General features: G+C 65.7%; 23 protein-coding genes. 13 read left to right on the plus strand and 10 right to left on the minus strand.

Annotated features, from left to right (window positions below; translation table 11 throughout):
- The first annotated feature begins 11 nt into the window (after positions 1-11).
- From ACQR03_RS16620 to ACQR03_RS16630, 3 genes are read left to right on the plus strand one after another with little or no spacing between them, the layout of a single operon-like run.
- Positions 12-1,145, plus strand: coding sequence for an ABC transporter permease (locus ACQR03_RS16620; protein ID WP_316169534.1), 1,134 nt, complete (start codon positions 12-14; stop codon positions 1,143-1,145).
- Positions 1,142-1,861, plus strand: coding sequence for an ABC transporter ATP-binding protein (locus ACQR03_RS16625; protein WP_315713789.1), 720 nt, complete (start codon positions 1,142-1,144; stop codon positions 1,859-1,861). Before ACQR03_RS16620 ends, ACQR03_RS16625 begins: the two co-directional genes overlap by 4 nt.
- A complete protein-coding gene (locus tag ACQR03_RS16630; RefSeq protein WP_434841733.1) occupies positions 1,858-2,880 on the plus strand; it encodes an HlyD family secretion protein in 1,023 nt (340 codons plus the stop codon). The genes ACQR03_RS16625 and ACQR03_RS16630 overlap by 4 nt, the downstream gene beginning before the upstream one ends.
- A 238-nt stretch (positions 2,881-3,118) precedes the next feature.
- On the opposite strand, the gene ACQR03_RS16635 is transcribed toward ACQR03_RS16630, so the two are convergent.
- Both ACQR03_RS16635 and ACQR03_RS16640 read right to left on the minus strand, forming a co-directional pair.
- A complete protein-coding gene (locus ACQR03_RS16635) occupies positions 3,119-3,751 on the minus strand; it encodes a glutathione S-transferase family protein (protein WP_316201481.1) in 633 nt (210 codons plus the stop codon).
- A gap of 60 nt (positions 3,752-3,811) precedes the next feature.
- Positions 3,812-4,405 (minus strand): GNAT family N-acetyltransferase, encoded by a 594-nt coding sequence (locus ACQR03_RS16640; RefSeq protein ID WP_316169537.1) that lies wholly within the window; start codon positions 4,403-4,405, stop codon positions 3,812-3,814.
- A gap of 110 nt (positions 4,406-4,515) precedes the next feature.
- Here ACQR03_RS16640 and ACQR03_RS16645 point away from each other — a divergent pair, with 110 nt between their 5' ends.
- Complete coding sequence (locus tag ACQR03_RS16645) at positions 4,516-5,406, plus strand: alpha/beta fold hydrolase (protein WP_316169538.1); 891 nt, start codon at positions 4,516-4,518, stop codon at positions 5,404-5,406.
- 21 nt (positions 5,407-5,427) lie between these two features.
- Here ACQR03_RS16645 and glpK read toward each other — a convergent pair whose 3' ends face one another.
- The 7 genes from glpK to ACQR03_RS16680 form a co-directional block, all read right to left on the minus strand.
- Positions 5,428-6,930, minus strand: a complete 1,503-nt coding sequence (glpK, locus tag ACQR03_RS16650) for a glycerol kinase GlpK (RefSeq protein ID WP_316169539.1) — start codon at positions 6,928-6,930, stop codon at positions 5,428-5,430.
- A gap of 282 nt (positions 6,931-7,212) precedes the next feature.
- The gene (locus ACQR03_RS16655) at positions 7,213-7,986 is read right to left on the minus strand and encodes an SDR family NAD(P)-dependent oxidoreductase (RefSeq protein WP_316169540.1); all 774 of its coding nucleotides are present in this window, start codon (positions 7,984-7,986) and stop codon (positions 7,213-7,215) included.
- Positions 7,987-8,222: 236 nt separating this feature from the next.
- Positions 8,223-9,365: a pimeloyl-CoA dehydrogenase small subunit gene (pimD, locus tag ACQR03_RS16660; protein ID WP_316169541.1), complete on the minus strand. Its 1,143-nt coding sequence runs from the start codon at positions 9,363-9,365 to the stop codon at positions 8,223-8,225.
- 161 nt (positions 9,366-9,526) lie between these two features.
- Entirely contained in the window at positions 9,527-10,720 is a 1,194-nt protein-coding gene (pimC, locus tag ACQR03_RS16665; RefSeq protein ID WP_316169542.1) for a pimeloyl-CoA dehydrogenase large subunit, read from the minus strand.
- Positions 10,721-10,856: 136 nt separating this feature from the next.
- A complete protein-coding gene (locus ACQR03_RS16670; protein ID WP_315825956.1) occupies positions 10,857-12,044 on the minus strand; it encodes an acetyl-CoA C-acyltransferase in 1,188 nt (395 codons plus the stop codon).
- Positions 12,045-12,063: 19 nt separating this feature from the next.
- Positions 12,064-13,728: a dicarboxylate--CoA ligase PimA gene (pimA, locus tag ACQR03_RS16675; protein WP_434841734.1), complete on the minus strand. Its 1,665-nt coding sequence runs from the start codon at positions 13,726-13,728 to the stop codon at positions 12,064-12,066.
- Between the two features lie 178 nt (positions 13,729-13,906).
- Positions 13,907-16,000: a 3-hydroxyacyl-CoA dehydrogenase NAD-binding domain-containing protein gene (locus tag ACQR03_RS16680; RefSeq protein WP_434841735.1), complete on the minus strand. Its 2,094-nt coding sequence runs from the start codon at positions 15,998-16,000 to the stop codon at positions 13,907-13,909.
- A gap of 213 nt (positions 16,001-16,213) precedes the next feature.
- Here ACQR03_RS16680 and ACQR03_RS16685 point away from each other — a divergent pair, with 213 nt between their 5' ends.
- The 9 genes from ACQR03_RS16685 to ACQR03_RS16725 all read left to right on the plus strand — a co-directional run bounded on the left by ACQR03_RS16685 (position 16,214) and on the right by ACQR03_RS16725 (position 26,169).
- Positions 16,214-17,098, plus strand: a complete 885-nt coding sequence (locus ACQR03_RS16685; RefSeq protein WP_315713776.1) for an IclR family transcriptional regulator — start codon at positions 16,214-16,216, stop codon at positions 17,096-17,098.
- A gap of 66 nt (positions 17,099-17,164) precedes the next feature.
- Entirely contained in the window at positions 17,165-17,962 is a 798-nt protein-coding gene (locus ACQR03_RS16690) for an ABC transporter ATP-binding protein (protein ID WP_315713775.1), read from the plus strand.
- Positions 17,959-18,672: an ABC transporter ATP-binding protein gene (locus ACQR03_RS16695; protein ID WP_315713774.1), complete on the plus strand. Its 714-nt coding sequence runs from the start codon at positions 17,959-17,961 to the stop codon at positions 18,670-18,672. Before ACQR03_RS16690 ends, ACQR03_RS16695 begins: the two co-directional genes overlap by 4 nt.
- A 13-nt stretch (positions 18,673-18,685) precedes the next feature.
- Positions 18,686-19,564 carry a branched-chain amino acid ABC transporter permease gene (locus tag ACQR03_RS16700; RefSeq protein ID WP_315713773.1) on the plus strand — a complete coding sequence of 293 codons (879 nt, stop codon included), beginning with the start codon at positions 18,686-18,688 and terminating at the stop codon, positions 19,562-19,564.
- Positions 19,565-19,566: 2 nt separating this feature from the next.
- Positions 19,567-20,583 carry a branched-chain amino acid ABC transporter permease gene (locus ACQR03_RS16705; protein ID WP_315713772.1) on the plus strand — a complete coding sequence of 339 codons (1,017 nt, stop codon included), beginning with the start codon at positions 19,567-19,569 and terminating at the stop codon, positions 20,581-20,583.
- Between the two features lie 10 nt (positions 20,584-20,593).
- The gene (locus ACQR03_RS16710) at positions 20,594-21,817 is read left to right on the plus strand and encodes an ABC transporter substrate-binding protein (protein WP_315713771.1); all 1,224 of its coding nucleotides are present in this window, start codon (positions 20,594-20,596) and stop codon (positions 21,815-21,817) included.
- Between the two features lie 346 nt (positions 21,818-22,163).
- Positions 22,164-23,387 (plus strand): ABC transporter substrate-binding protein, encoded by a 1,224-nt coding sequence (locus ACQR03_RS16715; protein ID WP_434841736.1) that lies wholly within the window; start codon positions 22,164-22,166, stop codon positions 23,385-23,387.
- Between the two features lie 249 nt (positions 23,388-23,636).
- Complete coding sequence (locus tag ACQR03_RS16720) at positions 23,637-24,860, plus strand: ABC transporter substrate-binding protein (RefSeq protein WP_434841737.1); 1,224 nt, start codon at positions 23,637-23,639, stop codon at positions 24,858-24,860.
- Positions 24,861-24,888: 28 nt separating this feature from the next.
- Positions 24,889-26,169: a glycerate kinase type-2 family protein gene (locus tag ACQR03_RS16725; protein WP_316200334.1), complete on the plus strand. Its 1,281-nt coding sequence runs from the start codon at positions 24,889-24,891 to the stop codon at positions 26,167-26,169.
- Positions 26,170-26,187: 18 nt separating this feature from the next.
- Here the strand turns inward: ACQR03_RS16725 and ACQR03_RS16730 are convergent, their stop codons facing one another.
- On the minus strand, positions 26,188-26,694 hold the full coding sequence (locus ACQR03_RS16730; protein WP_315713766.1) for a MarR family winged helix-turn-helix transcriptional regulator: 507 nt from the start codon (positions 26,692-26,694) through the stop codon (positions 26,188-26,190).
- Positions 26,695-26,827 lie beyond the last annotated feature (133 nt).

A 26,827-nucleotide genomic window follows, 5' to 3' on the forward strand; every position in this document is an offset into this window, starting at 1 on the left:
GTTTTTCGTTCATGTCGTTGCAGTTCAGGCTTGCGTCCCGAAACCTGTTCCATGACAGGCTTCGCTTCATCGCGACCATCATCGGCATCATCTTCTCGATCGTGCTGGTAACCGTGCAGATGGGTCTCTATGTCGGCTTCCGCCGGATGGTCACGACCATGATCGATCATTCCCCGGCCGAGCTGTGGATCATGCCGGTCGGCACCAAATGCTTCGAGGACCCCTCGCTGCTCGACGAGCGGCAGCGGTTCCGCGCGCTTGCTGTTCCCGGCGTGGCGGAGGCGACGCCGCTGGTGATCGGCTATGCGCAATGGCGGCTGCCGCAGGGCACCACGACGCCGGTCTTCGTGGTCGGCTCGGAACTGCGCGGGCTCGGGCTGCATCCCTGGAACGTGGTGGAGGGACGGCTGGACGACCTGTCCGTGCCGGGCGCGGTCGCCATCGACCAGACCTATTTCGAGCGGCTCGGCATCGGCGGCGCCGGCCAGGCTGCGGAGCTCCGCGACCAGAAGGTGCAGGTGATGGCTGTCACCAAAGGCATCCGCTCGTTCACGACAACGCCTTACGTGTTCACCGACGTCGACCGCGCCCGCGCCTATACCGGCATCGCCTCGAACAAGGCGTCCTATCTGGTGGTCAAGCTGGCGGCCGAGGCCGACCTCTGGACCGTGCAGCGGGCGCTGCGCGACAGCCTGTCCAATGTCGACGTGCTGACCGCAGCCGAGTTCGCGAGCCGCAGCCGCTCGTTCTGGCTGTTCGGCACCGGCGCGGGTGCCGCGCTGTTCGCCGGCGCCCTGCTCGGCCTCATCGTCGGCACCGTGATCGTGGCGCAGACGCTCTATTCCAGCACCAAGGATCACATCAACGAGTTCGCGACCCTGCGCGCGATCGGCTCGTCCAGCCGCTACATCTACACCGTCATCATCTGGCAGGCGCTGCTCAGCGCCATCGTCGGCTTCGCCGGCGCTGCGGCGATCGGCAGGATCGTGGCGGCCGCGACCGCGGAATCGGCGCTGCCGGTCATCATGACCCCGACGCTGACGGTCGCGCTGTTCGTGCTGACGGTGACGATGTGCGTCGGCTCGGCGATCGCGGCGATCCTCAAGGTCATGCGCATTGACCCGACCCTGGTGTTCTCGCGATGACCGACACCGTGCTCGAGGCCACCGATCTCGTGCATCACCTCGGCCAGGGGGCCGGCCGGGTGCAGGCGCTGAAGGGCGTGAGCCTGTCGTTGAAGGGCGGCGAGCTGGCGCTGCTGATGGGCCCCTCAGGCAGCGGCAAGACGACGCTGTTGTCGATCCTGGGCTGCCTGATGACGCCGGATGGCGGTGCCGTGCGGGTTGCCAACCAGCCGGTCGCGGGGCTCGATCCCGAGGCGCTGGCGAAGCTGCGCCGCGAGCGCATCGGCTTCATCTTCCAATCCTATCATCTGTTTCCGACGTTGAACGCCGAGGACAATGTGCGGCTCGCGCTCGACGTGCGCGGCGAACGCGCGCGGGCCGCGAAACTGGCGGCGCGCGAGGTGCTCGAGCGGGTCGGCCTCGGCCCGAAGAAGCGGTCGTTCCCGCGCCAGCTCTCGGGCGGCGAGCAGCAGCGCGTCGCGATCGCCCGCGCCATCGTCGGCAAGGCGCAGGTCATTCTCGCCGACGAGCCGACCGGCGCACTCGATACCGCCAACGGTCAGGCGATCATGACCCTGCTCGCCGATATCGCCAAGGATCCGTCGCGCGCGGTGCTCGTGGTGACGCACGATCCGCGCATCCTGCCGTTTGCCAATCGCGTCATTCACATCGAGGACGGCCGCATCGTCCGCGAGGAGAGCGGCGGCGAGTCCATGAAGAAAGTCTCGCACGCATGATATCGGGAATTCCAGAACGCGCTCACCTGCTCGGGCTCGTCGCCGCGGCTGCATTGGCTATCATCGTCACGCCGACCTCGATTCCACCGACGGCGCGTGCCGCCAATGCCCAGGAGGAACGCTGGCTGGCCGTCGCACCCGGCCGGGTCGAGCCGGCATCCGGCCTGATCAAGCTCGGCGCGCCGGTGGTTGGGCTGATCCAGGAGGTGCTGGTCAGGCCAAACGAGACCGTGTTCGCCGGCCAGGTCCTGGTGCGGCTCAGCGATGGCGAAGCTCGCGCGCAGCTCGCCAGCGCCGAGGCGCAGGTCGCGATGCGCAAGCGCGTGCGCAACAAGGAGTCGACGCCGTCTGGCGCGGGTCCCCGGCGCCGCGCCGAAGACGGCCTCGCCGATGCGCAGGCGGCGGTGTTCGACGCGCGTGCTGCGCTCGACAAGGCCGTGACCGAGCGGCGCGCCGGGCGCGGCACCGATGCCGATGTCGACACCGCACGCACGCAATTGACAGCCGCGCAGGCGAAGCTGGAGCAGCAGGCCGACGAGCTGCGCAAGGTCACCGCTGATGCGCCACTGCCGATCAGCGCCGAGGGCCAGCTCAACGTCGCCCGCAGCGAACTGCAGGGCGCCCGCGCCACGTTGGAAAAGCTCACCATCCGCGCGCCGCTCGACGGCACGGTGCTACAGGTCAATGCGCGCACCGGCGAGATCGCTTCGCCGCAGACGACGCCACCGCTGGTGCTGCTCGGCGATACGTCCTCGCTGCGCGTGCGCGCCGAGCTCGACCAGCGCGACCTCGACAAGATCAAGGTCGGCCAGCAGGCGGTGGTCCGCTCCGACGCCTTCCGCGGCCGCGACGTCGCCGGCAAGGTCGCCGCCATCGCCCCGCTGGTCGAGAGCAGCCGCACTGCTGCGCTCAGCCAGCGCAACATGACCGACGTCGACGTGGTGGAAGTGCTGGTCGATCTCGCCGAGCCGGGCCCGTTCGCGGTGGGTATGAAGGTGGACGTGTATTTCAAGCCGTGAGGGGCGCGCCGCTCGGCCCACGCCTCTTGCGCTGCTGCCCACCCTCCCCTGGAGGGGGAAGGTCGCTCGCACGCGCAGCGGGCGAGCGGGGTGGGGCGAAGCCACGAGCACTGCTGCTGATGGAGAGATCACCCCACCCCGCCTCACGTTTCGCTTCGCTCATCGTGAGGCGCCCCTCCCCTCCAGGGGAGGGTGAGCACCGAGCAAGCGGCACGGTCTGGCGTCTCGATGGACTCCATCAATCCCCGCTCGGAGGGGCCAGCGGCTGGACGATCTCCTGGAATGGCGGCAGCGCCTCGCACCTTGCGGCCTGGGCCGCCAGCGCCGGATAGCGCGCGGCGTCGAACAGATGCGGATGCGCCTCGCGTGTGAAGCGCAGCACGCAGGCGACGGCGATGTCGGCGTGGCCGATGTTGTCGCCATACCAATAGGAGCTCGTCACATCTGCGCGCTCGGCCTCCAGCATTGCCAGCACGCCGGAGATCTGGGCCTCGCAGCGCGCGACCCACAGCGCGAGGCGGTCCTTGCGCAGCACGCGCTCGTAGATCAGGCTGACGGCCTTGTCGCCGAGACCGGTCGCGAGCGCGATCGTATGCAGCTGCCTGCGGCGCAGCGCGCCGCTCCGCGCCAGCATCGCGCGCTCGGGCCCGACGGTCTCGTCGAGATGATCGAGGATCGCCACCGAGTCGATCAGCGCCTCGCCGTCATCCAGCACCAGCACCGGCACGCGCAGCAGCGGATTGTACGGCGCGATCTTGTCGGCATCGCCGAAGGTCGACCAGGGCTTGTGCTCGAACGGCACGCCGTAGAGCTTGAGCGCGATCGCGGTGCGGCGGACGAAAGGCGAGTCGTATTGGCCGATCAGGAACATCGGTTATCCTCCTGTGCGGCGCATTGAAGCGCCGTTCGGCGCCGTTGTCAGCTCCGATGTTCAGGCCAACAGCGGCACATGCGCTGCGACGTCGCGCGGCAGCGTGCCGTCGAGGCGCGGGTCGGGGGCGATCTCGATCTGGCGGCGATAGGGGCGGAAGCCGGAGCGCTGGTAGAAGACGAGCGCGCGGGGATGATCGAAGCTGCAGGTGTGGACCCAGAGCCGCGTCAGCGGCTGCGCCCAGGCGCGGCGCAGCGCGTGGTTCATCAGCAGCCGTCCGGCGCCGGTGCCGATCAGCTTCGACGTGACGCCGAACAGCACCAGCTCGCAATCGGTCTTCTTGCGGAAGTCGAGCTCCAGCAGGGCTTCATCACCGCCGCCATGCGCCAAGGTGTAGATCTCGACTCCGTCAGCGCGAATCGTCTTGGCAAGCTCCGCATCGCTCATCCGCGTGCGCTGCGACCACAGCCACTCCCAGCCGACACGGGCATAGAGGTCGCGGTACCAAGCGAGATCGGGCTGCGCGACGCGGCGAATGCTCCAGTCGCCGACCGGATCGGGCGGCAGCACTGGCGGTGCCAGCATTTCCAGCGAGGTCACCACGGCCGCGACCTTGCCGGGCGGGACGTCGACATATCCGTCGGGAATGGTCACTCAAGACGACCTGATTGAAGGGTGATCGGCAACCAGCTTACCCCGGACGTAATTGGAACCGCATAAGGGTCCCGGCATGGTCGGCGCATTCAACATCAGGAGCCATGCCCATGCAACGACGAGACGTGCTGCTGACCGCGGCAGCAGCCAGCTTCGCGGCGACGGGACCGAGCCTCGCCGCCGCACCGACCGCGGCGCGCCCCCGTATCCGCTGCAGCGACGGCGTGACGCTCTATCACGAGGAGTGGGGCAGCGGCCGGCCGGTGCTGTTCGTACATGCCTGGGCGCTGACCAGCGCGATGTGGACCTACCAGATCTCCGATCTCAGCCAGCGCGGGCTGCGCTGCATTGCCTTCGACCGCCGCGGCCATGGACGCTCCGACGTGCCGGGCAGCGGCTACGAGCTCGACCGCCTGGCCGACGACATCGCCGAGGTCATCGCGCAGCTCGACCTTGATGATGTCGCGCTGGTCGGCATGTCCATGGGCTGCAACGAGATCCTCAACTACGTCGCGCGGCACGGCACGGGACGCATCTCGCGCATCGCGATGCTCGGACCGACGACGCCGTTTCCGCTGCAGACCGCGGACAATGCGTTCGGCGCGCCCCACGGCTATTTCGAGCAGTGCTGGGCCGCGTGGCAGAGCGACTTTCCGAAATGGATCGAGGACAACAAGCTGCCGTTCTTCACGAAGGACGCCTCGCCGCAGATGATGGAATGGGTCGCGGCGATGATGCGCCAGATGCCCATTCCCGTCGCGGTCGCCACCAACCGCGCGCTGATCGCGACCGACCTGCGGCCGGTGCTTGCGAAGATCGACCGTCCCGTGCTGATCCTGCACGGCGACAAGGACGTCTCAGCGCCGCTCGACATGACGGCACGGCCGACCGCCAAGGGCATCAAGGGCGCCGAGCTGAAGGTCTATCCCGGCGGCCCGCATGGGCTATTCGTGACCCACATGAAGCAGGTCAATGCGGACCTTGCTGCGTTCCTGGCTTAGCTGCTGTGGGAGGCGAGCGCCCTACTCGCCCTCGCCGCTCGCCAGCACCCCCTTCACGGCGCGAGCCCAGCCGGCGAGCTTGCGCTCTCGCGTCGCCGCGCTCATCGCCGGCCGGAAGCGGTGCTCGAGCCGCCAATTGTCGGCGAACTTTTCCGGCTCCGGATAGACGCCCGCGTGGAGGCCGGCGAGATAGGCGGCGCCGAGCGCGGTGGTCTCCTGGATCATGGGACGGTCGACTGGTGCGTCGAGCAGGTCGGCGAGACGCTGCATGGTCCAGTCCGAGGCGGTCATGCCACCGTCGACGCGCAGCACGATCGTGGCGGCGGACGCATCGGGCCAGTCGGCGCGCATCGCGGCCCACAGATCGTAGGTCTGGTAGCACACGCTCTCCAACGTGGCATGCGCGAGCTCGGCCGGGCCGGTATTGCGGGTCAGGCCGAACAGCGCGCCGCGCACGCGCGGATTCCAATACGGTGCGCCGAGGCCGACGAAGGCCGGCACCAGATAGACCGACTGCATCGAGTCGGACTTGTCGGCGAGCGGGCCGGTTTCGGCGGCATGCTTGATGATGCCGAGCCCGTCGCGCAGCCACTGCACGGCCGAGCCGGCGACGAAGATCGAGCCTTCGAGCGCGTAGGTCCTGACGCCGTTGAGCTGATAGGCGATCGTCGTCAGCAGCTTGTTGTTCGATTTCACCGGCGTGGCGCCGGTGTTGAGCAGCGCGAAGCAGCCGGTGCCGTAGGTCGACTTCATCATGCCCGGCGTGAAGCAGGCTTGGCCGATGGTGGCCGCCTGCTGGTCGCCGGCGATCCCCGCGACCTTGATCGGGCCGCCGAACAGATCGGGCGTGGTGGTGCCGAAATCGGCGGAGGAATCCTTCACCTCGGGCAGCATCGAGCGCGGCACGCGCAAGAGCTTCAGCAGCGTCTCGTCCCACGCACCGGTGTGGATGTTGAACAGCAGCGTGCGCGAAGCGTTGGTGGCATCGGTGGCATGCACCTTGCCGCCGGTCAGCCGCCACAGCAGGTAGCAATCGACGGTGCCGAACATCAGTTCGCCGCGTTCGGCGCGCTCGCGCGCGCCAGGGACGTGGTCGAGGATCCAGGCGACCTTGGTGCCGGAGAAATAGGGATCGATGATCAGGCCGGTTTTGGCGCTGACATCCGGCTCGTGGCCATCGGCCTTGAGCTTGGCGCAGATGTCGGCGGTGCGGCGGTCCTGCCAGACGATGGCGCGGTGGACGGCCTGGCCGGTGGCGCGGTCCCATACCACGGTGGTCTCGCGCTGGTTGGTGATGCCGATCGCCGCGATGTCCTTGGCCGTCAGTCCCGCCTTCTCAAGCGCATCGCGGCAGGTCATCACCGTCGAGGTCCAGATGTCCTCCGGCTCGTGCTCGACCCAGCCGGAGGCCGGGAAATGCTGCGGGAATTCCTGCTGCGCGACCGCGGCGATCGAGATGTCGGAGCGGAACACCATCGCGCGCGAGGACGTGGTGCCCTGATCGATGGCCAGCACGAAGGACATGGGTTTTCTTCCCGGTAGGTTGACGACGTTGGGCCGACAAGCAAGCGGATCGGGCGGGCGAGGTCAAGGTGGAGCGGCACGTGTCTATCCACCCTCCCCTGGAGGGGGAGGGTGGATCGCCCGCGCAGCGGGCGAGCGGGGTGCGGTGAGCCACGGGCGATGGTGCTTGTGGAGAGATCACCCCACCCCGCCTCACGTCTCGCTTCGCTCGTCGTGAGGCGACCCTCCCCCTCCAGGGGAAGGTGAACACCCGCGATCAGCACCGCCGCTCGGATACGAAGGCTACACCGCGGCCGTTGTCACGCCGCCGTCGACGACGATGGTCTGGCCGGTCATGAAGGTCGACGCATCCGAGGCGAGGTAGGCGACCGCGCCGGCGATCTCGTGCGGCTCGCCGATGCGACGCAGCGGGGTGGTGGCGCAGCGCTGCTTCAGGCGGGCTTCGTCCTCCCACAGCGCGCGGGCGAAATCGGTCTTGATCAGGCCGGGCGCGACGCAATTGATGCGCACGCCGTGCGGCCCCCATTCGCCGGCAAGGCTGCGGCACAACGCGAAGTCGGCGGCCTTGGAGATGCCGTAGGCGCCGATCACGGTCGAGCCGCGCAGGCCGCCGATCGAGGAGACGATGATGACCGAGCCCTTGCCCCGCGCGGCCATCGGCGGGATCGCCTTGGCGCAGAGCCAGAGATTGCTCTTCACGTTGGAGGCCATGATCTTGTCGAAGGCCTCGTCGGTGATGTCGAGCAGCGGACCGTAATACGGGTTGACCGCAGCATTGCAGACGAGGATGTCGATCTGGCCGCAATGCTTCACGGCGCCGTCGATCAGCGCGTCGACCTCGACCCGCCGGGAGATGTTGCAGGGGATGACGTGGGCCTCGCCACCATTGGCGCGGATGGCGCTCGCGACCTCCTCGCAAGCGTCGGCCTTGCGGCTGGAGATCACCACCTTGGCGCCGAGTTGCGCGAGCAGCTCCGCCGACGCCCGGCCGATTCCGCGGCTCGAGCCGGTGATGACGGCGACCTGGCCGGAGAGGTCGAAGGGATTGGGGGTCATGTCTGCTTCCTCCGCGTCATTGCGAGGAGCGAAGCGACGACGCAATCCAGATCAAGCATACCGCCCTGGATTGCTTCGCTTCGCTCGCAATGACGGCTCGATCGATCAAATCACTCCGGAGCCGGTCGACACCGGCAGCGTAGCCCTCTCAAATCCGTCATGCGCGGGCTTGACCCGCGCATCCATCTTCAGAAAGCGATGGGTTGCCGGGTCAAGCCCGGCAACGACCAAGCTTTCTAGATCAACCCGCCCGCCTCGCTGACGCGGCGCATGTGGTAGTCGGTGTCGCCGAAGGTGCTCTCGATCATCGTCAGACGCTTGAAGTAGTGGCCGATCTTGGCCTCCATGGTCATGCCGATGCCGCCATGGAGCTGGATCGCCTGCTGGCCGACGAACTTAGCCGACTTGCCGATCTGCACCTTGGCCGCGGCGATCGAGGTGGCGCGCTCCTTGGCGTCGTCGAACTCGGCGGCCATGGTCGCGAACATCGACATCGAGCGGGCCTGCTCCAGCGCGACGAACATGTCGGATGCCCGGTGCTGCAGCGACTGGAACGAGCCGATCGCGACGCCGAACTGCTTGCGCGTCTTGATGTACTCGACCGTGGTCTTCAGCGACTCGTCCATCAGGCCGACGGCCTCCGCGCACAGCGCGATGCGGGCCTCGTCGACGACGCGTTCGATCAGCGGCAGGGCGTTGACCGGATCGCCGATCGCGGCGTCGGCGCCGATTTCCACACCGGTGAAGGTGATGTCGGCGGCATGCAGACCGTCCTGGGTCGGATAGCTCTTGCGGGTGACGCCCTTGGCGTCGGCCGGCACGATGAAGACGCCGATGCCCGACTTGTCGCGCTGGCCGCCCGAGGTGCGCGCGGTCACGATCAAGGTGTCGGCGTTCTCGCCGTTGAGCACGACGAACTTTTCGCCGTCGATGACCCAGCCATCGCCCTTCTTCTTCGCAGACGTCGCAACGTCGAACAGGTCATAGCGCGACTGCTTCTCGAGCTGGGCGAATGCAAACGTCCTGCTGCCGTCGATGATCCCAGGCAGATGCGCGGCCTTCTGCGCCGCCGAGCCGCCATGACGGAGGAAACCGCCGGCCAGCACCACGGTTGCGAGATACGGCTCGAGCACCAGCGCGCGACCCATCGCCTCCATCACGATCATGGTCTCGACGCCGCCGGCGCCGAAGCCGCCGTCGTCTTCCGAGAACGGCAGGCCGAGCAGGCCCTGCTCGGCGAGCTTGGACCACATCGCGCGGCTCCAGCCGCCCTTCTCCTTCATGTACAGCTTGCGCTTGTCGAAATCGTAGGCATCCGCCAGCAGGCCGTCGATGCTGTCCTTGAGGAGACGCTGCTCCTCGGTGAGATCAAAATCCATGCTCTCTATCCTCGTACCCGGAATTCATCATCGGCGTCATTCCGGGACGCGCCGCAAGGCGCGGGCCCGGAATCCATACTCACGATGGTGGTTATGGATTCTCCGACGCGCAACTGCGCGTCGTAGCTCGCCGCTTCGCGGCGCCCCGGAATGACAGCAACTCAAAGCCCCAGCACCGCCTTGGCGATGATGTTGCGCTGGATCTCGTTGGAGCCGCCGTAGATCGAGACCTTGCGGTTGTTGAAGTAGCTCGGCGCGATCTGCGCGGTCCAATCCATGGTCTCGTTGCTGCTGTCGTCGTCACCGTGGACGTCGTAGGGCGCGGCGAACGGACCGATGACCTCCATCAGCAGCTCGGTGGTGGTCTGCTGGATCTCGGAGCCCTTGATCTTCAGCACCGAGGAGGCCGGGTTGGGCTTGCCCTTGCCGTGCTTGCCCTCGTCGGCGACGACGCGCAGCTGCGTCAGCTCCAGCGCCTTCAGCTCGACCTCGCAGGCCGTGAGCTTCTCGCGGAACGACGGGTCCTCCAGCACCGGGCGGCCGCCGGATTCGATCTTGGCGGCGAGCTCCTTGATGCGGCGGATACGCTCCTTGGAGACGCCGACGCGGGCGATCCCCGTGCGCTCATTGCCGAGCAGGAACTTGGCGTAGTCCCAGCCCTTGTTCTCCTCGCCGATCAAGTTCTCGATGGGCACTTCGACGTCGTCGAAGAACACCTCGTTGACCTCGTGGCCGCCGTCGATGGTCTGGATCGGACGCACCGTGACGCCCTTCGACTTCATGCTGAACACGATGAAGGAGATGCCCATCTGCTTCTTCGCGGACGGATCGGTGCGGCACAAGCAGAAGATCATGTCGGCGTGCTGCGCGAGCGTGGTCCAGGTCTTCTGGCCGTTGATGATCCACTTGTCGCCGCGGCGCTCGGCCTTGGTCTTCAGCGATGCGAGGTCGGAGCCCGAGCCCGGCTCGGAGAAGCCCTGGCACCACCAGTCGTCGACATTGGCGATGCGCGGCAGATACTTCTTCTTCTGCTCCTCGTTGCCGAAGGTGTAGATCACCGGGCCGACCATGCTGACGCCGAAGGCGAGCGGCTGCGGCGCCGGATAGGCCTGCAGCTCCTCGTTGAAGATGTAGTGCTGCACGGAGGTCCAACCGGTGCCGCCATATTCCTCCGGCCAGTGCGAGACACCCCAACCCTTCTTGTTGAGGATGCGCCACCAGGTCACCATCTCGTCCTTCGACAGATGGCGGCCTTCGATCATTTTGCGCCGGGTCTCCGGCGGGACATTGTCCTTGAAGAACTGCCGGACTTCCTCGCGGAACGCCTGCTCTTCCTTCGTGAATGCAAGATCCATCGGATCCTCCCGTGTGTATATATTCGTCGACAAATCGAGCTGTCATTCCGGGGCGCCTCGAAGAGGCGAACCCGGAATCCATAACCACCATCGTGAGTATGGATTCCGGGCTCGCGCGCCCCGGAATGACGAAGACCTATTGCAGCACCTCGAACAGGCCGGCGGCGCCCATGCCGCCGCCGACGCACATCGTCACCACCGCGTACTTGGCCTTGCGGCGGCGGCCTTCGATCAGCGCGTGGCCCGTGAGCCGCGCGCCCGACATGCCGTAGGGATGGCCGACCGCGATGGCGCCGCCATTGACGTTGATCTTGTCGGGGTCGATGCCGAGCTTGTCGCGGCAGTACAGCACCTGCACGGCGAACGCCTCGTTGAGCTCCCACAGGCCGATGTCGTCGACGGTCAGCCCGTGGCGCTTGAGCAGGCGCGGCACCGCGAACACCGGGCCGATGCCCATCTCGTCGGGCTCGCAGCCATGCGCGACGAAGCCGCGGAAGATGCCGAGCGGCTGCAGGCCGCGCTTCGCCGCGGTGGCGTCGCTCATGATGACGCAGGCGGAGGCGCCGTCGGAGAGCTGGCTGGCATTGCCGGCGGTGATCGAGAAGCCGTCGCCGCGCACGGCCTTGAGGCCGGCGAGACCTTCGGCCGTCGTCTCGGGACGCGGACCTTCGTCCTGCGACAGGGTGACGTCCTTGAACGAGACGTTGCCGGTGGCCTTGTCGGTGACCGCCATCTTGGTCGAGATCGGCGCCAGCTCGTCGTTGAACTTGCCGCCCTGCTGCGCGGCAGCGGTGCGGCGCTGGCTCTCCAGCGCATATTCATCCTGGCGCTCGCGGGAGATGCCGTAGCGCTTGGCGACGATCTCGGCGGTGTCGATCATCGGCATGTAGACGTCGCCCTTGATCTCGAGCAGCGCCGGATCGGTGGCCTGGAACGTGTTCATCTTGTCGTTCTGGACCAGCGAGATCGATTCACCGCCACCGCCGACCGCGATCTCGACGCCGTCGAAGATCACCGAGCGCGCCGCGAGCGCAATCGCCTGCAGGCCGGAGGCGCACTGGCGGTCGATGGTGGTGCCGCCGACCGACACCGGCAGGCCGGCACGCAGCAGCGCCTTGCGCGCGATGTTGCCGCCGGTCGAGCCCTGCTGCAGGGCTGCGCCCATCACGACATCCTCGACCTCGGCCGGATCGACCTTGGCGCGCTTGACGGCCTCGCCGATGGCGTGGCCGAGCAGCGTCGCGCCGCCGGTGGCGTTGAGCGCGCCGCGATAGGCCTTGCCGATCGGCGTGCGGGCGGTGGAAACGATGACGGCATCGGTCATGGGCGACCTCCTGTTGTTGTTACGGATGTTTGCTGTGAGACGTGGGTGATTGCTGCTGGCGCAGTTCGTGACGCGACAGCTTGCCGACCGGCGTGCGCGGCAGCTCGTCGACGAACTCGACCGCCGCCGGCAGCTCGTGCTTGCCGAGCTTGCCGGTGAGGAAGGCACGGAGATCCTCGACCGGGAACGGCGCGAAGCCGTCGCGCAGCTTGATGAAGGCCTTGGCCGCCTCGCCGCGATAGGCGTCGGGAATGCCGATCACGATGACCTCCTGCACCGCCGGATGGGTGTAGATCGCCTGCTCGATCATCTGCGGATAGACGTTGAAGCCGCCGGAGATGATCATGTCCTTCTTGCGGTCGACCAGGAAGTAGAAACCGTCGGCGTCGACATAGCCGATGTCGCCGGTCAGGAAGTGATCGCCGACGAACGACTGCGCCGTTTCGTCCGGCCGGTTCCAATAGCCCTTGGTGACGTTCGGCCCCTTGATCCGGATCTCGCCGACCTCGTTCACGCCGAGCACCTTTGCGGGATCCTCGAGCGACACGACGTCCATCTCGATGCCGGGCAGCGTGATCCCGATCGAGCCGGGCTTGTCCGGGCCACCCTTCGGATGGGCGGTGCCGGGCGAGCAGGTCTCGGTCATGCCCCAGCCGCTCTTCAGCTTCATGCCGACGCGGCGCTCCAGGATGCGCGCGACCTCGACTGGCAGCGGCGCGCCACCGGAGCCAACGCTGGTCAGCGACGACAGGTCGCGCGTGTCGAGATCGGGCAGGTTGGCGATCGCGATCCACATTGTCGGCACGCCGGGAAAATAGGTCGCGCGCTTGACCTCGATGTCGCGCATCACGGCGTCGAGATCGAAGCGCTGGTGCAGCGAGATCAGGCTGCCGAGACGCAGCGAAGTCAGCAGCACCACCGTCAGTGCATAGATGTGGAACAGCGGCAGCACGCAGATGACTCGGTCGGAGCCGTTGCCGTTCGCGCGCGTCGCGCGGCCCCAGATTTCGGCGATCGACACCGCCGAGGTGAGATTGCCATGGGTCAGCATCGCGCCCTTGGGCAGGCCGGTGGTGCCGCCGGTATATTGCAGCAGGGCGATGTCGTCGGGCGAAATCGAAGGCCACTCGGCAGGCGGCACGGCGCCCTCGACGAAGGCGCGGTGGGTGATCACGGCGGGGCTATCCGGCAGCGCCGTCTGCGACGTACCGACCTTGCCCCAGTGATCATCCTCGCAGACGATCAGGCGGTCGAGCAGGCCCTTGGCGAGGAACTTCAGCGCGGTCGGCAGCAGCGCCGACAGGTTCGAGGTGACGAGAATGCGTGCGCCGGAATCGCTGAGCTTGTGCGACAGCGCGATCTCGCCATCGAGCGGCGACAGGTGCACGACGCGGGCGCCGGCCTTGAGCGCGCCGAAGAAGTTGATCGGATGATCCGGCGTATTGCCGAGGAACAGCGCGATCGACGCGCCCTTGCCAAAACCGGCACGCAGGAACGCGGCGGCAGCCTGGTCGACGAGCGCCGCGAGTTGCTTGAAGGTGATGGGGCGGTCGCGGAATTCCAGCGCGTCACGATCGCCGAAGTCACTGACCGCCTTTGCCAGCAGATCTGGCAAGGTGCCACGCGCGATCGGCGCGTCCCAGCGGACGCCTTCGGGATAGAACTGTTCGCCAGGATGGGTCATGCGGACTCTGTGTTTCTTGCCGTAAGGCGGCCCCGCTCTTCCCGTTCCCTCTCCCCTTGTGGGGGAAGGCCAGGGAGGGGGGTGGCTCCGGGCGAGACTGCTGTTGTGGACCCCCACCCCCAACCCCTCCCCGCAAGGGGGAGGGGGGCGCAGCTGTGCACGGAGCTAGGGCAAAGCCTCAAGCGGCCTTCCCCTGCGCCAGCGAGGCGAACGTCTTGCCTTCCTCCGCGAGCTGCTTCAGCAGCGGCGCCGGCTCGAGCGAGGGATCGTTGGTCTCCTTGGCATAGAACGCCAGCCGCTCGGCGATGTGCTTCAGGCCGACGCTGTCGGCCCAGTACATCGGGCCGCCGCGATAGATCGGCCAGCCATAGCCGTACAGCCAAACCACATCGATGTCGGACGGACGCGCGGCAATGCCTTCGGCGAGGATCTTCGCGCCCTCGTTGATCATCGGATACATCATGCGCTCGAGGATCTCCTCGTCGCTGACCGCGCGCCGCTTGAGGCCGAGCTTGGCGAGCGTCTCGCCAATCAGCTTCTCGACATCGGGATCCGGCAGCGGCGCGCGCGAGCCCGCCTCATATTTGTAATAGCCCTTGCCGGTCTTCTGGCCGAAGCGGCCGGCCTCGCACAGCGCATCCGCGATCTCGCTCTTGATGCCGCGGTCCTTGCGCGAGCGCCAGCCGATGTCGAGGCCAGCGAGATCGCCCATCGCGAACGGGCCCATCGGCATGCCGAACTTGGTGACGACCGCATCGACCTGCTGCGGCAGCGCGCCTTCGAACAACAGCTTCTCGGCCTGCTTGCCGCGCTGCGCCAGCATGCGATTGCCGACGAAGCCGTCGCAGACGCCGACCACGGCCGGCACCTTTGCGATCTTGCGCGCGATCGACACCGCGGTGACGAGCGCATCCGGCGCCGTCTTCTCCGCACGCACGATTTCGCACAGCTTCATGACGTTAGCCGGCGAGAAGAAATGCATGCCGAGCACGTCCTGCGGCCGGCTGGTCTCTGCGGCGATGGCGTCGATGTTCAGATAGGACGTGTTCGAGGCCAGCACCGCGCCCGGCTTTGCGTATTGATCGAGCTTGCCGAACACTTCCTTCTTCACCGCCATGGTCTCGAACACCGCCTCGATGACGAGGTCGGCGTCCTTGACGTTCTCGAGACCGACCTTGCCGTCGATCAACGCCATGCGCTTGGCCGGTGCATCCGCCGGGATGCCGCCGCGCGCGGCGGTCGCCTCCCAGTTCTTCTGCATGACGCCCATGCCGCGCTTCAGCTGCTCCTCGGCGGTCTCGATCAGCGTGACCGGAATGCCAGCATTGGCGAACGACATCGCAATGCCGCCGCCCATGGTGCCGGCGCCGATGATCGCGACGCGCTCGACCTTGCGGCCCTTGGTGCCCTCGGGCACGCCGGCGATCTTGGCGGCCTCGCGCTCGGCGAAGAACGCATAGCGCTGCGCCTTGGACTGATCGCTGGTGAGCAGCTTGAGGAAACCTTCGCGCTCCTTCTTCAGGCCCTCGTCGAACGGCAGGTCGATCGCATAGCCGACCGCGTCGGCCGCTGCGAACGGCGCCTCGAGCCCACGCGACTTCTTGGTGATCGCCGCCACCGCACTGGTGAAGATCGTGCGATCGGCCTTGGCGGCCGCCAGCTTGGAATCGTCATCGCGCAATTTGCGCAGCGGACGGTTCTCCGCCACCACCTTGCGCGCGAAGGCTTCGCCGCCCGATGCCGGCCCCTCGACGATCTCCTCGATCAGGCCCGCCTTCAGCGCTTCCACTGCGCCGATCGGGTCACCGCCGACGATCATCTTGACTGCGAGCTCGGGGCCTACGGCGCGCGGCAGGCGCTGGGTGCCGCCCGCGCCCGGCAGCAGGCCGAGCTTCACCTCGGGCAGTCCGAGCTTCGCCTCCTTGGTGGCGACACGATAATGACAGGCGAGCGCCACTTCGAGACCACCGCCCAGGGCCGTTCCATGAATCGCCGCAATGACCGGCTTGGGGCTGTTCTCGATCGTGCTCAGCACGTCGTTGAGCGCCGGCGGCTTCGGTGGCTTGCCGAACTCGGTGATGTCGGCCCCGGCGATGAAGGTACGGCCGCCGCAGGTCAGCACGATCGCCTTGATCGCGGGATCGGCGATCGCCGCCTTGACGTTGTCCAGGATGCCGCCGCGAACTGCGGCACTCAGCGCATTGACGGGCGGGCTGTCGATGGTGACGATGCCGATGATGTCATGACGGTCAAGCTTTGCCACTTCGCTCACGCGTAAGCTCCTTGGGATGTCGTTTCTTTGCGGCCGGTTAACGCACCGGCCAATTCTTGGCTCTTCATTTGCGCAGAGTATCAGCCTTGCTTGCGTCTACCCGCTGCCGAACATCAATTCCGCAGTGCGAAATCTAATTCCACATCTTGACATCCAGGGTTATTTTGAAGCACGAGCGTTGTCAACGAGGCTCATCAATCAACAGCCGATGACATGAAACGCCCAGGGAAGAAACCCGCGACCGATCGGAGCTTCGTCGTCGCGCTGGCGCGCGGCCTCGACGTGCTGCGGGCGTTCCGGCCGAATGACGGCCTGCTGGGCAATCAGGAAATCGCCGCGCGCACCAACCTGCCGAAGGCGACGGTCTCGCGCCTCACTTACACGCTCACCAAGCTCGGCTATCTCACCCCGGTGCCGCGCTTCGAGAAATACCAGCTGGCCCCAGCGGCGCTGGCGCTGGGCTACGCCGCGCTCGCCAATCTCGGCATCCGCCATCTTTCCGAGCCGTTCCGCGAGCAGCTGATGCGCGAGACCGGCGGCGCGGTGGCCATCGGCGGCCGCGACCGGCTGAGCATGATCTATTTCGGCCAGAGCCGTCACGGCGTCATCAACGTTCAACTCGACGTCGGCTCGCGCATTCCGATTGCAACGACCGCGATGGGCCGCGCCTACATCTGGGCGCTGCCGGACGAGGACCGCGCCGCGTTGATGCGGGAGATGCGCGAGCATTACGGCAGCCGTTGGCCGAAGATCCGCGACGGCATCGAGCGCGCCGGCGAGACCGTTGCGAAATATGGCTTCACGATCTCCGCCGGCGAATGGCAGGACGACGTTCATGCGGTCGGCGTCGCGTTGCGGCTGAACGACGGAACCGGTCCCTACGCCGTGAATTGCGGAGCACCGGCATTCCGCTTCACGGAAGAGCGCTTGCGCACCGACATTGGACCTCGTCTCGTCGCGATGGTAAGGAACATCGAAGCGGCGCTCGGCGGCCTCGCGCCGTCAACTAATCAAACAAGCAGCCCATCAAACAAAGAACTCAATAAAAAGCCGAAGCCAGGAGGAAAAGTTGCCCGTGTTGCCGAGGGTATCAGATAGCCTGCATCATCGCGGTCGGCTGGCGCCGCGTCCTGACCTGAACGATTTGGGGAGGGGCGAGACGAGATGACGCAGGCACAACTCGCCCAGACCAACGATCCGCTGCTCGTCGTCCGCGACGTCAGCGTCGTGTTCGGCGGCATCGTGGCGCTGAACGGCGTCTCGTTCGAGATGCGCGAGGGTCAGATCCTCGGCCTCATCGGCCCGAACGGCGCCGGCAAGACCACCCTGTTCAACTGCCTCAGCCGGCTCTACCAGCCGAGTTCCGGCGACATCCTGATGGAAGGCCACAGCATCCTGAAGCGGCCGCCGCACCGCATTGCCGAGATCGGCATCGGCCGCACCTTCCAGAATGTCGCGCTGTTTCCCAATCTCTCCGTGCTCGACAACGTCCGCGTCGGCACCCATGCGCGCACCTCCAGCGACATCATCTCGGATTCGCTGCGTCTGGCCTGGGTCCGGCGCAGCGAGAATTCCGTCAACACCAAGGTTCACGAAATTCTCGCCTATCTCGACCTCGAGGAGGTCGCGCACAAGACCGTGTCCGGGCTGCCGTTCGGCACCCAGAAGCGCGTCGAGCTGGCGCGCGCGCTCGCCGCCGATCCCAAGATCCTGCTGCTCGACGAGCCCGCCGGCGGGCTCAATCATGAGGAAGTCCATGTGCTGGGCGATCTGATCCGGCGCATTCGCGACGACCGCAAGGTGACCGTGCTGCTGGTCGAGCATCACATGGGACTGGTGATGTCGATCGCCGACCACGTCGTGGCGCTGAATTTCGGCCGCAAGCTCGCCGAGGGCACGCCCGCCCAGGTGCAGGCCGATCCCGACGTCATCAAGGCCTATCTCGGGAGCAAGGATCAATGACGCCGCTGCTCAACGTCAAGGACCTGCGCGCCTATTACGGCCAGGTCCAGGCCCTGCACGGCCTCTCCTTCTCCCTCAACGAGGGTTCGCTGACGACCCTGCTCGGCGCCAATGGCGCCGGCAAGACCACCACCCTGCGCGCCATCTGCAACATGGTGCGCTCGACCGGTGCGATCGAGTTCGAGGGGAAGCCGCTCAACAACAAATCGACCGAGAGCATCGTGCGCTTCGGCATCGCGCACGTGCCGCAGGGCCGCGGCACCTTCACCAACATGACGGTGGAAGAAAACCTGCAGCTCGGCGCCATCACGCGCAGCGACAAGGCGGGCATCGTCGCCGACATCGAGCGGATGTACTCCTACTTCCCCAAGCTGAAGGAACGCCACACCCAGCAGGCCGGCACCTTATCCGGCGGCGAGCAGCAGATGCTGGCGGTGGCCCGCGCGCTGATGCTGCGACCCAGGCTGATGCTGCTCGACGAGCCGTCGTTCGGCTTGGCACCGCTGGTGGTCCGCGACCTTTTCGGCATCCTCGGCAAGATCAACCGCGAGGAAAAGGTCTCGATCCTCGTGGTCGAGCAGAATGCGCAGCTCGCGCTCGAGCTCGCCGATCGGGCCTATGTGATCGAGACGGGCCGCATCGTCATGTCGGGCGCGGCCTCGGACATCGCGAAAGACGAGAACGTCCGCAAATCCTATTTGGGCTACTAACGGAGGCGGGACAATGGAGCTCTTCACCAACCAGGTCCTGGCCGGCATTGCGACGGGCGCGATCTACGCCTGCATGGCGCTCGCCGTCGTGATGATCTACCAGGCCATCGACCATCTCAACTTTGCGCAAGGCGAGATGGCGATGTTCTCGACATTCATCTCCTGGCAGCTGATGCAATGGGGCCTGCCCTACTGGGTCGCCTTCGTGGTGACGCTGGCCTTCTCCTTCGCCGGCGGCATCGTGATCGAGCGGGTGCTGTTCAAGCCACTGACCAAGGCGCCGATCCTGACCCAGGTCGCCGGCTTCATCGCGCTGTTCTCGATCATCAACTCCTGCGCCGGGCTGATCTGGGACTTCACCATCAAGCAGTACCCGACGCCGTTCGGCTCCTCGCCGTTCCTGGGCAGCCAGCTGATCTCGACCCATCAGGCCGGCATGATCGGCATCACCCTGCTGCTCCTGATCGGGCTGTACTTCTTCTTCCAGTACACCCGTGTCGGACTTGCGATGCGCGCGGCCGCAGCCTTGCCGGAATCGGCGCGGCTGGTCGGCATCAACACCTCCTGGATGATTGCGCTCGGCTGGGGCATGGCGGCCGCGATCGGCTCGATCGCCGGCATGCTGATCGCGCCGGTGGTGTTCCTCGAGCCCAACATGATGGGCGGCGTGCTGATCTACGGTTTCGCCGCGGCCGTGCTTGGGGGCCTCACCAGCCCCTTCGGTGCGGTGCTCGGCGGCTTCCTGGTCGGCATCTTCGAGAATCTCGCCGGCACCTACATTCCCCACGTGGGCAATGAGATGAAGCTGCCGATCGCACTGGCCCTCATCATCTCCGTCCTAGTCATCAAACCGGCCGGCCTGTTCGGCCGCAACATCGTGAAGCGAGTCTGATCATGAGCGCAGTCGAGGACATCGCATCCCAGGCGCCCGCGGTCGATGCCGTTCCGAAGCGGGCCATGACCTTGAGTTCCGGCACCACCTTCGTCGTCGTGCTTCTGCTTCTCGTGGTTCCGCTGTTCGTCAAGAACTTCATCATCTTCCAGATGACGATGCTCCTGATCTACGGACTCGCCGTGCTGGCGTTGAACATCCTGACCGGCGGCTCCGGACAGTTCTCTCTCGGGCAGAGCGCGTTCTATGCGGTCGGCGCCTATACGTCGGCGATCCTGATGGAGCAGTACAATGTCAACTACGCGCTGACCCTGCCGGTCGCCGGCGTCATCTGCTTCGGCTTCGGCTTCCTGTTCGGCCAACCGGCGCTGCGGCTCTCGGGCGTGTATCTCGCGCTCGCCACCTTCGCGCTCGCCACCGCGATGCCGCAGATCCTCAAGCTCGGCTTCTTCGAGGAATGGACCGGCGGCGTGCAGGGCCTCGTCGTCACCAAGCCGGACGCGCCGTTCGGCCTGCCGATGTCGCAGGACATGTGGCTGTACTACTTCACGCTGGCGATCACGATCGCGATCTACGTGTTCTCGGTGAACCTATTACGCTCGCGTTCGGGGCGGGCTTTCATGGCGATCCGCGACAACGAGATCGCAGCGTCCGCCATGGGCATCGACGTCGCGACCTACAAGACGCTGGCGTTCGGCGTCAGCGCCGGCATCACCGGCGTCGCCGGCGGCCTCGGCGCCATCGCCGTGCAGTTCGTGGCACCCGACAGCTACACGATCGTTCTCGCGATCTCGCTGTTCCTCGGCATGGTCGTCGGCGGCGTCGGCTGGCTGCCCGGATCGTTCGTCGGCGCGGCCTTCATCATCTTCGTTCCCAACATCGCCGAAGGCATTTCGAAGGGCCTGTCCGGCGCGGTGTTCGGCGTGCTGCTGTTCCTCGTCATCTTCCTCGTGCCGCACGGCTCGCGGCAGGTGGCGATGGTGGCGCAGCAGCTGCTCGGCAAACTCAGAAAGAACTAAGGAGGAACTCTTGCAGGTCGTTCAACAACTACGAATCGCCGCGATCGCGACGGCGGTCATCGCCCTCACCTCGGGCGCAGCACTCGCCCAGAAGAAATACGACGCCGGCGCGTCGGATACCGAGATTAAGATCGGCAACATCATGCCCTATAGCGGGCCGGCGTCCGCCTACGGCGTGATCGGAAAGACCGAGGAGGCGTATTTCAAGAAGATCAACGCCGAGGGCGGCATCAACGGCCGAAAGATCAACTTCGTCAGCTATGACGACGCCTATTCGCCGCCCAAGGCGGTCGAGCAGGTGCGCAAGCTGGTCGAAAGCGACGAGGTCCTGTTCGTCTTCAACCCGCTCGGCACGCCCTCGAACTCGGCGATCCAGAAATATCTCAACGGCAAGAAGATCCCGCAACTGTTCGTCGCCACCGGCGCAACCAAGTGGAACGACCCGAAGAACTTCCCCTGGACCATGGGCTGGCAGCCGAGCTACCAGAGCGAGGGCCGCATCTATGCGAAGTACCTGCTCAAGGACAAGCCCGGCGCCAAGGTCGGCGTGCTGTTCCAGAACGACGATTTCGGCAAGGATTATCTGAAGGGCCTCAAGGATGGCCTCGGCGACAAGGCCGCGTCCATGATCGTCATGGAAGAGAGCTACGAGACCTCCGAACCCTCGATCGACGGCCACATCGTCAAGCTGAAGGCCTCCGGCGCCGACGTCTTCTTCAGCGTCACGACGCCCAAGTTCGCGGCGCAGGCGATCAAGAAACTTGCCGAGATCGATTGGCATCCGACGCATCTGGTCGTCAACGTCTCGGCCTCGGTCGGCAGCGTGATCAAGCCGGCCGGCTTCGAGAACTCGCAAGGGATTCTTTCGGCCGCCTATGCCAAGGACGCTGCGGATCCGCAGTGGAACGATGATCCCGGCATGAAGAAGTTCTTCGACTTCCTCGCGCAGTATTATCCCGACGCCAACAAGCTCGACAGCTCGACCGTCTATGGCTACGGCGCCGCACAGACGCTCGTGAAGGTGCTGCAGATGTGCGGCGACGACCTCACCCGCGCCAATGTGATGAAGCAGGCCGCCAGCCTGAAGGACTTCGCGCCCGACACCTTGCTGCCGGGCGTCAAGATCAACACCTCGGCGACCGACTTCGCGCCCATCGAGCAATTGCAGATGATGCGGTTCAAAGGCGAGAAGTGGGAGCTGTTCGGCGAGGCGATCAGCGGCGCCATCGAGTAATCGTGCAATCGAGCATCGCCGCCGAGAGCGGTGCCGATCTCAACCTCGCCCTCCGCGCCATCCGCGCGGAGGGCTTTTTCGTAGGTCGCACCGACGATGCCATGAACGGTGGACAGACACCGTTTAGCTGATCTCAGGCTGTTCTCGCAGAGCAATCACCCGCCCAAATTGTGCGCGCTTCTCGCAACTGCGCAGATGTTGCGCGGACGCGGACCGATAAAACACGGACCGTGCCGTGATGTCGCAACCACGCCGCGGCGGCTCTGCTATAGTCCCCCGACACACGAGAGCTTCCGTCAAGGAGGCCACGGCACGTCATCCAGAACCAACACGGGAGAAACGCACCATGATGATCACGCGACGGGCCGCCCTTGCCTCGGCTGCCGCCATCGTTCTCGCCTCGAGCTCCGCAATCGCCGCCGACAAGAAATACGATACCGGCGCCTCCGACACCGAGATCAAGATCGGCAACATCATGCCCTATAGCGGGCCGGCCTCGGCCTACGGCATCATCGGCAAGACGGAAGCGGCCTACTTCAAGAAGATCAACGCCGAGGGAGGCATCAACGGTCGCAAGATCAACTTCATCTCCTATGACGACGCCTATTCGCCGCCGAAGACGGTTGAACAGGCGCGCAAGCTGGTCGAGAGCGATGAAGTGCTGTTCATCTTCAATTCGCTGGGCACGCCGCCGAACTCGGCGATCCACAAGTACATGAACTCGAAGAAGGTCCCGCAGCTGTTCGTCGCCACCGGCGCCACCAAGTGGAACGATCCGAAGGATTTCCCCTGGACCATGGGCTGGCAGCCCAACTACCAGAGCGAATCCCGAATCTACGCAAAATATCTGCTGAAGGAAAAGCCGGACGCCAAGATCGCGGTGCTGTATCAGAACGATGATTACGGCAAGGACTATCTGAAAGGGCTGAAGGATGGGCTTGGCGCCAAGGCCGCCTCAATGATCGTCATGGAGGAGAGCTACGAGACCGCCGAACCCTCGATCGACAATCACATTGTCAAACTCAAGTCCACCGGGGCCGACGTATTCGTGAACATCACCACGCCGAAATTTGCGGCGCAGGCAATCAAGAAGGTCAAGGAGATCGACTGGAAGACGCTGCATATCCTCAACAACGTCTCCGCCTCCGTCGGCAGCGTGCTGAAGCCGGCCGGCTATGAGAATTCGCAGGACATCATCTCGGCGGCCTATCTCAAGGACGTCTCCGATCCGCAATGGAAGGATGACGCCGGGATGAAACAATTCCTCGACTTCATGGCAAAGGATTTCCCCGAGGGCGACAAACTCGATGGCGGCACCGTCGTCGGCTACAGCGTGGCCCAGACGCTGGTGCAGGTGCTGAAGCAATGCGGCGACGACCTCACTCGCGAGAACGTCATGAAGCAGGCCGCATCGCTGCGCAACTTCCGCACCGAGATGCTGCTGCCTGGCATCACGATCAACACCTCGGCGACCGACTTCGCACCCGTCAGCCAGCTGCAACTGATGCGCTTCAAGGGCGAGAAGTGGGAGCTGTTCGGCGACGTGATCTCCGCGGACGTCGGCGGCTAACGACGAGACGCAGTTGAAACCGCCGCCTGCGGCCTCGCGCCGCAGGCGGCGCTCTCTCCAAGCATCTTTGCTGTCTTTGCCAAGAATTTCTTAAGCTAGGAGTTGAAAGAGAGGCGGTCATGCAGCGGCGGCGGTTACGCCGAGCGCGCGGCTGCGCTATGGGGACTCGTCCAGAGTGAAACGAGTCGCCCGCCTTGCGGGCGGATCCAACAACAAGGCCAAGCTCCAAGGCCGAGAAGGAGTCCCCAAGTGACCAGTGCCCTCACCCGCCGCACCGTCTCCAGCATGCTCGGTCTCGCCCTGGCTAGCGCAGTTGCCGGCAGCGCTCATGCCGACAAGAAATACGACACCGGCGCCAGCGACACCGAGATCAGGATCGGCAACATCGTGCCCTATAGCGGCCCCGCCTCGGCCTACGGCTCGGTCGGCAAGGCGATGTCGGCAGTGTTCAAGAAGGTCAACGACGAGGGCGGCATCAACGGTCGCAAGATCAATTTCATCTCCTACGACGACGCCTATTCGCCGCCGAAGACGGTGGAGCAGGCACGCAAGCTGGTCGAGAGCGACGAGGTGCTGTTCCTGTTCGGTGTGCTCGGGACTGCGCCCAACACGGCGATCCAGAAATACATGAACGCCAAGAAGGTGCCGCAGCTATTCGTCGCCACCGGCGCCACCAAGTGGAACGAGCCCAAGACCAATCCGTGGACCATGGGATGGCTGCCGAGCTATCAGTCGGAAGCCCGCATCTATGCCAAATATCTCACCGCGCAGCAGCCGACCGGCAAGATCGCAGTGCTCTACCAGAACGACGACATGGGCAAGGACTATCTGAAGGGTCTCAAGGACGGCCTTGGCGACACCTCCCGTGTGGTGCTGGAGGAGAGCTATGAGATCGCCGAGCCCACGATCGAGTCGCACATCGTCAAGATGAAGTCGGCCAATCCGGACATCGTCGTGCTGTTCACCACACCGAAATCCGGCGCACAGGCGATCAAGAAGCTCGGCGAGATGAACTGGAAGCCGCTCACCATCATCTCGAATGTCAGCGCCTCGACCGCGGCGGTGATGCGGCCGGCCGGCGTCGAGAACTCGCAAGGGGTGATCTCGGCCGCCTATGCCAAGGATGCCTCCGATCCGCAATGGGCCAACGACCCCGGTCTTGGCGCGTTCAGGGAGCTGCTCGCCAAATATCTGCCGGAAATCAACCCCGTGGATTCGTCGGCGCTGACCGGTTACAACATCGCCACCACAATGGTCGAGGTGCTGAAGCGATGCGGCGACGAACTGACCCGCGCCAATGTCATGAAGCAGGCGGCAGGCCTGAAGCAGTTTGCGCAGGGCGGGCTGTTGCCCGGCATCACGCTGACCACCGGTCCGGACGACTTCCAGCCGATCGAGCAGCTGCAGCTGATGCAGTTCAAGGGCGAGCGCTGGCAGTTGTTCGGCGAGGTCATGAGCGGCGAGCTGAAATAGGCTCTGCACGGCAGACGGGCGGCGCCGCATGACCAGCCGCCGTCCGTTGTTGCGCTCGATCTTCGATGCCGCCGTCGCCGCGGCGCATCCCGACGTCGTGCTGCCGGCATTCCTGCCGGCGGCTCCCAAAGGACGAATCATCTGCCTCGCCGCCGGCAAGGGCGCGGCCGCGATGGCGCTCGCGGCCGAGCGCCATTACCTGGACACGCTCGGGTTCGATCCCGCGAAGCTGACCGGCATCGCAACCACCCGCCACGGCCATGGTGTGCCGACCCGGCGGGTGAAGGTGATCGAGGCCGGACATCCGATGCCGGACGAGGCCGGGCTGAAGGCCGCCGACGAGACGCTGCAATTGGCGGCAACCGCCGAGCCCGGCGACCTGATGCTGGTGCTGCTCTCCGGTGGTGGGTCCGCCAATTGGGTCGCGCCGGTGAACGGTGTCAGCTTCGCGCAGAAGCAGCAGCTGACCCGCGCGCTGCTCCGCTCGGGCGCACCGATCGGCGAAATGAATACGGTCCGCAAGCATCTGTCGCGAATCAAGGGCGGCCGGCTGGCGCGGGCCGGGCAGAAGGCCGAGATCGTGACGCTGGCGATCTCCGACGTGCCGCATGACGATCCCTCGGCGATCGCATCGGGTCCGACGGTGCCCGATCCGACCACGCTGGCCGATGCCCGCGGCATCGTCGCCAAATACAAGCTCGAGGTCGACCCGGCGATCGGTCGGGCGCTCGATGATGCCGCCAATGAGAGCTGCAAGCCCGGCGATGCCGCCTTCGCCCGCGCCTCGTTCGAGCTGATCGCGCGCCCCGCCAGCTCGCTGGAGGCGGCCGTGGCCAGCGTCAAGGCCGCGGGCTACGACGTGCTCGATCTCGGCGCCGATCTCGAGGGTGAGGCCCGCGAGGTCGCGGCCGATCACGCCAAACTGGCACGCGAGGCCCGCGCGCTCGGCCGCCGCATGGCGATCATTTCCGGCGGCGAGCTCACCGTGACGGTGCGCGGCCAGGGCCGCGGCGGCCCGAACCAGGAATATGCCCTGGCGCTCGCCGACCTCCTCAAGGACATGGAGGGCGTCGCGGCGCTCGCCGGCGACACCGACGGCGCCGATGGCGGCGGCGGCAGCGCCTCCGATCCGGCCGGTGCGCTCGTCGATGCCGAGGTCATCGCCGCGATGCGGGCGCAGGGGCTGGATCCGCAGGCCTATCTCGCCAACAACGACGCCACCGCGTTCTTCGCCGCGACCGGCGGCCTGCTGCAGACCGGACCGACCCTCACCAACGTGAACGACGTCAGGGTCATCCTGGTCGATTGAGGGGCGCGACTGCGTCCTTCAGAACTCCTCCGCGATCTTGGTGAGCATCGCCAGCAGCGCGTCGCGACCATCCGGGCCCAGCAGCTCGTTGAGCCGCGCCTCATGCTTCGACACCACCAGCTTCTTGGCGCGGGCCAGCACGGCGCGGCCCTTCTCGGTCAGCATCAGGATGTGCGAGCGCCGGTCGTTGGCCGAACGCACCCGCGCACACAGGTCGCGGCTCTCGAGGCTGTCCAGCAAGGACACGAAGTTCGGCCGCAGGATGCCCAGGGTGTTGGCGATCTCGGTCTGGTTACGGCCCGGATTGGCGTCGAGCAGCAGCAGCACCGAGAACTGGGCCGGCGTCAGTTGCAGCGGCGCGACGCAGCGCAGGAAGTCCTCGAACACCTTCAACTGCGCCCGTTTCAGCACATAGCCAAGCAGATCCGACAGCTCGCCGAGCTGGACCGCTTGCGTCTCGTCGGCCGCTACGGCAGCTTCCTTGCGGCTTTCCCTCTTGCTGACGGGCTTGGCGCTATCGGCCATCACGGTCCGCCAAATTCATCGCATTTGCTTCCATCCCTGGTCTCGAATGCCGCAGCCGGAACAGCGGCCTTGAGATTATAATCGATAATTGTTATCCACTATATCAAACACGGGCAGCCCAATTCAACTGCCC

The sequence above is a fragment of the Bradyrhizobium sp. HKCCYLS3070 genome, assembly GCF_051167575.1.
Taxonomy (GTDB): Bacteria; Pseudomonadota; Alphaproteobacteria; order Rhizobiales; family Xanthobacteraceae; genus Bradyrhizobium.